The organism is Hyphomicrobium sp. (assembly GCF_020852195.1).
Lineage (GTDB): Bacteria > Pseudomonadota > Alphaproteobacteria > Rhizobiales > Hyphomicrobiaceae > Hyphomicrobium_C.
Genome location: NZ_JADZBI010000205.1, coordinates 1 through 2,916, shown reverse-complemented (window position 1 = coordinate 2,916; position 2,916 = coordinate 1). Strand labels below are relative to the sequence as shown.

General features: G+C 69.2%; 1 protein-coding gene. It reads right to left on the bottom strand.

Annotated features, from left to right (window positions below; all coding sequences use genetic code 11):
* Window positions 1-285: 285 nt before the first annotated feature.
* Entirely contained in the window at window positions 286-2,592 is a 2,307-nt protein-coding gene (locus tag IT540_RS17350; protein ID WP_291180794.1) for a putative transposase, read from the bottom strand.
* Between the last annotated feature and the right edge of the window lie 324 nt (window positions 2,593-2,916).

Genomic DNA, 2,916 nt, shown 5'->3' with positions numbered 1-2,916 from the left:
CTCGTCGCTCTGGCGCTTGAACGACACACGAGGCGGCGAGCACTCGCTACGAGGTACCTGCTGGAGCGGTAGCGCCAGGACCCAAGGTGGTCAGGGCGATCCACCACCGGCCGAGAACAACTGCCGCGAGTTGCCCCGGAGAACGGACAACATCTCGTCGCCCCGCAGACCGACCTCGTGCAACGCCCAAAGGGCCTCCTGCGGGTGAATCACCGGCCAGTCGGAACCGAAGATGAATCCAGACCTCCTGACATGGACCCGTCGAAATTTGTCCGCTTTTCCCGGTCAGGAGGCGGCCGCCACGGCGTAGCGCAGACGTAGCTGGGTGCCGGGGAACACAGTCTTCGTCGCGTCGAGTTGCTCGCACAGCGCGGCGAGGGCACGCGTGCGGTGGGCCGAGCTCAGTGGGGCGACGGTCACGCGTAGCTCGGTGTCCGTGACGTCGATGTCGGCGGCCGAAGCGAGCGCGTTCTGGATGAGCGTGCGGCCGTCGTCCTCGGCGCGCCGGTAGTGAGGCGCCAGCAGGCGCACGAGCTCACCCTCGGCCTGGTAGGCCACCATCTTTAACAGGCTCGTCAGGTGCTTGGTCTCGGCGGCGAGCTTGATGACCTCGCCCTGGTGCACCTGCTGGGCGGGCAGACGCCGAGGGACCTTGGCCCGCCGGCTCTCGATGGCAACGCAGCGCTTGAGCGCCGACGTGACCGCCCGGCCAGCGGCGGCATTGGCGATCTTGAAGCCGCGCATGGTGCGCCGCAGCCTCTCCTCGTTGGTGACCGCCTCGAGCCCGTAGCGCGCGGTGACGCGCTGGAGCTCGGCTCGGGCCGTGCGAAGCTCGAGGTCGATCGCGGCCCATCGCGGGTTGGGCACGTCGCGCTCGGGGTCATCCTCCTCGACGGCGTAGTCGGCGAGCGCGTCGAGAGCGAACTCTTGGCGCATGTACTTGAAGAAGTTCTCCTGCCGCCAACGCTCGAACATGCGAAAGGCGACCTCGATGGCGGCGAGGTCGCGGCGCGAAGTCACGACGTGTGTCTGGTGGCCGTTCGACAGGCGCGTCACCTGGCGCAGCCGCAGCTTGCCGCCAAGCAATCGAATGCCCTGGTCGGCGAGGCAGTAGCGAACCTGGCGGCCATCGAGCTCAGCCTCGTGCTCGCTGAAGCGCTTGGTGGGGACCTTCGGGCAGCGGCCCTTGCGGTAGGTGAGGATATCGAAGCCGTCGCCGATGAGGCGCGCGAAGAGGACCGGGCTCCAGCCGCCGCGGTCGAAGACCACGGTCGTGCGCCGCTCGCCGATGAGCGCGCGCACCTCGCCGAGGATGCCCGGCAGGGCCTTGCACAGACCCGTGTTTGCCTCCCCCGTCACGACGAAGAGCGGCTCGCCGCGCGCGTCGTTGACCCAGTAGTCGGTGATGCCCGGCATGGCGATGCGCATGCGGGCGACGTGCGTCTTCGAGACCTCGCGTTTGCCGTGGTAGACGCGCACGTGCCCATCGACGTAGAGGAAGCCGAGGGCGCTGCCGTGCGTCGCCACTCGGCGCCGCGCCAGCGCGCGACCGAAGTCGGTGGCGCGGCCAACGGCCGCCAGGCGCGCGAGCTTGCGACGCAGCGTCTTGACCTCGGGCGCTCGGTCGAGGCCGAGCACTCGACCGAGTTCGGCCGGTGGATGCTCCTTGAGGTTCTCGGGGTGGCGGATGCGTAGCAGGGCCATCAACACGAGGGCGACCACGGTAGTGCGCAGGCCGAAGAAGGCCGGGCCGATGCAGCCGTAAATCTCTCGCGCGCAGTCGATGACCCCGCTGTCCCGGACGGCGGGTAGCGCCAGCATGACGCCCGCGCAGGGCAGCCGCTTGCCGGGCGCGAACAGCGGTAGCGCGTCGTTGAGTAGGCCGAGGTGAGCGAGCAGCCTATCGCCGCTACGGTCGAGGGGGTCGATATCGGCCGTGATGCTGAGCTCGGCGTCGGTCGACGAGAAAGCGGACACGTTTGGGTCCGCACCAGGCGCATCCGGTGCGCCGCTCGCGTCATCGCTGCTGCGTCGTTGCGCTGCAGGCATCGACGAGGTGGGCGCTGATGAGGCGGACAGGTTTGGGTCCGCACTGGGCGACAGCGGCAGCGCCTGCTGTGCTGGCGCCGCCGGCTTGAACCCGAGGCGCGCGAGCAGCTTGCGGACGGCCTTCTCCGTGACGCCGAGGCGCACCGCGATCTCTCGATTGCTCACACCCGAGGCCTTCAACTCGAGGACCTTGTTCCGGCGCGAGGGGCGCAGCCGAGGCCGACCGCGCGGATATCCGGGCCTTCGCCCGAGCGCGGCCAGCCCGCCCTGCTCGAAGCGCCGCTGGCAGCGCCGCACGGAACGCGCCGCGCAACCGAAGGCTCGAGCGACGTCCCTTTGAGTGGCCCAGCCCTGATCAACGAGGCTGACCATCGCGTGGGCCTCGGCCATCGCGTCCCCAAGGGTGTAGTGGGCTACAGGCACACCGGCGACGACGACGGCACGGCGGTCATCGACGGTGCGCAGCAGGCACCGCGCATTGATCGCGACACTGCTCGCGTCGGTGGCGTCGGCAAACAGGGTGCACTGGGACGGCTGCGACATGGCGGCAGTGTGCTGCCGGCATCGAAAAAAGCGGACAGGTTTGGGTCCGCACCCGCGCCCCCGGCGCGATCGCGGACCGCGGCGTAATCAGGACGCTTTCGGCGCCCCTATGTCAGGAGGTCTGGATTCTCGGTGCCACACGCCCGAATTCGTGTCGCAGGATGAATCGCCGGGCGGATGGAACTTGATGGGCGCCGAGTGGGGGCCAGTGGCACCCGAACGCCGGGTCGAACGGCGCTGTTCGAGTCGCCAGACTTTGGCAGCCCGAGCGGCCCGATCCTCCTTGACGCTTCGCATCGCCCAAGGTAGATAGCGCGCGCCTCG